The sequence below is a fragment of the Microbacterium sp. genome (genome assembly GCF_049661145.1).
In the GTDB taxonomy this organism is placed as follows: domain Bacteria; phylum Actinomycetota; class Actinomycetes; order Actinomycetales; family Microbacteriaceae; genus Microbacterium.
Genome location: NZ_JBASZT010000046.1, coordinates 1 through 2,958 on the forward strand (window position 1 = coordinate 1; position 2,958 = coordinate 2,958).

Below are 2,958 nucleotides of genomic sequence, written 5' to 3' on the forward strand. Positions count from 1 at the left end.
CCGCCACGCCCCGCCCGCAGCGACGGCTTCTTCTCGTGGACCGCCGGGCTCGGTGTCGTCCGCGGCGACGGGTGGCTCGGCGGTGTCGCGGCGGGTCTCGCGGCGCGGATGCGGGTGGATCCGCTGATCGTCCGCGGCATCCTCGTCGTGATCGGGCTCTTCGGGTTCCCCGTGCTCTTCGTGTACGCCGTCGCGTGGGCGCTGCTGCCCGACCTGGACGGGCGCATCCCGCTGCAGCAGGCGCTGCGCGGTCAGCTCACCCCCGCGCTCGCGGGGGCCGCCGCCTGCGCACTGCTCGGATTGGTGCCCGCGCCGCTGCCCCTCATCCTCGGCGCGCCCACGCTCTGGTCGGTTGCGGGCGGCAGCGTGAGCGCCCTCGGCATCCTCTTCTTTTTGTTCGCGGGTGCCGTCGCGGCGGGCCTCATCGTCATCGTCACGCGCGCCGCGATCCGCACATCTTCCGAACGCCCGGATGCCGCAGCCCCGGGTCTGCGAACGGCTTCCGCAGACCCGGCGTCCGCAGCGGCTCCGGACCCTCTCGACCCCTCCTCCCGCTCGTTGAGCGAGCGAAGCGAGTCGAAACGCCCCAGCCCGGACCAGAACCCCGACACCGCTGACCCCACCGCCGCCGAATACGCCGCGTGGCGTGAGCAGCACGCCGCGTGGAAGATACAGGACGACGCGTGGCGCCGGCAGCAGCAGGATGCCGCGCGCATCGCCCGCGAGCAGGCCCGCCGGGAACGCCAAGAACGCGCGACGGCGTTCTCGACGGACGCGGCCGAACGCCGCCGCATCCGCCGCCTCACCAAGCCGCGCACCCCGTTCGCCTTCGTTGCGATCGTGATCGGCATCGCGCTGATCGCGGGTACGGCCACCGCGCTCCAGCACGGTGGCGAGTTGGCCATCGCCGTCGGGATGTTTGTCGGCGCGCTCGTTCTCGCGCTGGCCATGATGGTCGCCGGGGCGCTACGGCGGCGCAGCGGATTCCTCGCGTTCGCGACCGTCGCGACTCTCGTCGGGGGCGCCGTCTCGCTCGCCGTCCCGACCGTGTCGAACCTGCACCTGGGTGACTACGGGATCTCGAACCTGGGCAGCCAGTCCTACCCGGCGGCGGCTCCGTTCACCCAGCCGTGGGGGAACCTGAACATCTACCTCGCAGACACCGGTCGGAATGACCAACCGATCTCTGTCGTCAAACGCAGCGGCAGCACGCTCATCACCCTCGATACGGGAGTGGAACTGCGGCTCGATCTGACTGCCCAGGAGTGGGCGACGACGGTCACTGATCGCGAGGGGAACACCATCGACCTCGCCTCCCTGGAGGGGATGCACGTCGATCGACTCGGCGACGGTCGCACGCGATACCGCGGCACGCTTCGGGCCGACGACGGAGCGGTCACGACGCAGCAGACCCTCGTGATCGACCAGGAGTCGGGATGGATCGGCATCGATCTTCTCGGACACGCCGAACAGAACGGATACCGGCAATGAGCGATAACGAAACGGCCGAGCTGTTCCCGGCATCCGCCACAGCCGCGATCGACGCGGACACGACCCCCGCAGCCGGTACCCGGGTCCTCGACAGTGACGCGACACCTGGGCCACGCGTGCGATGGGCCGGGATGGTCTGGGGCCTGGTGCTCGCGGCTCTCGCGGGCGCCGGCATCTGGCTGGCCGCCGACGAGCAGCGCATCGACGACCTCAGCGCCTGGGCGCAGAACCTCCAGCCGGCGACTGCCGTGGCCTACGCGCTGATCGCGGTCGGCGTGATCGCCCTCGTCACGGGCCTGGTCGGACTGCTGCACCGCGCGCAGCGCGCGCTCGAAGACCGTCGAGCGCCGCAGCCATAGGAGCCGAGCGTCTGACCCGCCCGGCATCGCTCTCTCCCCAGGCGACGACTTCCGCGAACTGTCCACAGTTGGACCTCTTCTTGTCCCGTCGCCCGCGGGACCTGCGTAGCCTGCCTTCCATCCCGCCCGCAACGCGGGCACAATGAAAGGATGAGCGCCGTGAACGATCCGCAGATCTGGACCCTGATCGGAGTGTTCGCCGCCGTCATGCTGGGCGGCATGACCCTCATGACCACCCTCATCAACCGCGCCATGGCTGCAGGGTTTGCGGCCGTCGACGCGAAGTTCGAGGCGGTCTATGTCAAGCTCGACCACCTCGACCGCGACGTGTCCGCGCTCATGCGCCGCGAGTTCGGCATGCCCGACAGCTGACACCGGGCGGCGCCCGAGGCCATGCCCGCCCACCATCGGCGAGAATGATCCTGTGCGCACGCTCCTGAACATCGTCTGGATCATCTTCGCGGGCTTCTGGCTCTTCGTCGGCTACGTCCTCGCGGGCGTGCTGCTGTGCATCCCGATCATCACGATCCCGTGGGCGATCGCGTCGTTCCGCACCGCGGGCTACGTGATCTGGCCTTTCGGACGTACGATCGTGAGCAAACCCACCGCGGGCATCGGTTCCTTCCTCGGGAACGTCATCTGGATCATCTTCGCGGGGTGGTGGCTCGCGCTCGCGCATCTGACGAGCGGCATCGCGCTGTGCATCACGATCATCGGCATCCCGATGGCGATCGCGGACTTCAAGATGATCCCCATCTCCCTCATGCCGCTGGGCAAGGACATCGTCTCGACGCGTTAGGGCGAGTTCGGCGCCGCGCCATAGGCGGGCATCGCGGTTCGGTTGCGCCCCACCGCCCGTTCGTGCAGCGTTACGCGACGACGCGAGCCGCAAGAAACCGTCATCCACTCGATTGCGGGATCGTTACCGCCTATGGTCGAAGTCATCGCGGCGATCCGGGTGGTCCCGGGCACCGGCTCATACCCGGTCGCACTGCGGGTTCGACTCCCGCCGCCGCGTCGAGAATGCCGAAGACGGATGCCGGGGTGGCGCCCGCTGCGGCCGACGCCCCGGCATCCGGAGGCACCGCGCGACCGCGCTGCTATGCGA

4 protein-coding genes and 1 tRNA gene are annotated in these 2,958 nt (G+C 69.5%); all 5 read left to right on the forward strand.

Annotated features, from left to right (window positions below; translation table 11 throughout):
* A partial coding sequence (locus WBP48_RS02070) for a PspC domain-containing protein (RefSeq protein WP_424435344.1) occupies positions 1–1,491 on the forward strand: 1,491 nt, incomplete at its 5' end.
* Positions 1,488–1,850 (forward strand): hypothetical protein, encoded by a 363-nt coding sequence (locus tag WBP48_RS02075; protein WP_424435347.1) that lies wholly within the window; start codon positions 1,488–1,490, stop codon positions 1,848–1,850. The genes WBP48_RS02070 and WBP48_RS02075, both read left to right, overlap by 4 nt.
* 150 nt (positions 1,851–2,000) lie before the next feature.
* Positions 2,001–2,222: a hypothetical protein gene (locus WBP48_RS02080; protein ID WP_424435349.1), complete on the forward strand. Its 222-nt coding sequence runs from the start codon at positions 2,001–2,003 to the stop codon at positions 2,220–2,222.
* Positions 2,223–2,274: 52 nt separating this feature from the next.
* Entirely contained in the window at positions 2,275–2,649 is a 375-nt protein-coding gene (locus WBP48_RS02085; RefSeq protein WP_424435352.1) for a YccF domain-containing protein, read from the forward strand.
* Between the two features lie 146 nt (positions 2,650–2,795).
* Positions 2,796–2,868, forward strand: a tRNA-Met gene (locus WBP48_RS02090).
* Positions 2,869–2,958: the final 90 nt, after the last annotated feature.

Coding starts and splice junctions, on each gene's coding strand:
- WBP48_RS02080 (WP_424435349.1), top strand. CDS start 2,001: ATGAGCGCCGTGAACGATCCGCAGATCTGGACCCTGATCGGAGTGTTC.
- WBP48_RS02075 (WP_424435347.1), top strand. CDS start 1,488: ATGAGCGATAACGAAACGGCCGAGCTGTTCCCGGCATCCGCCACAGCC.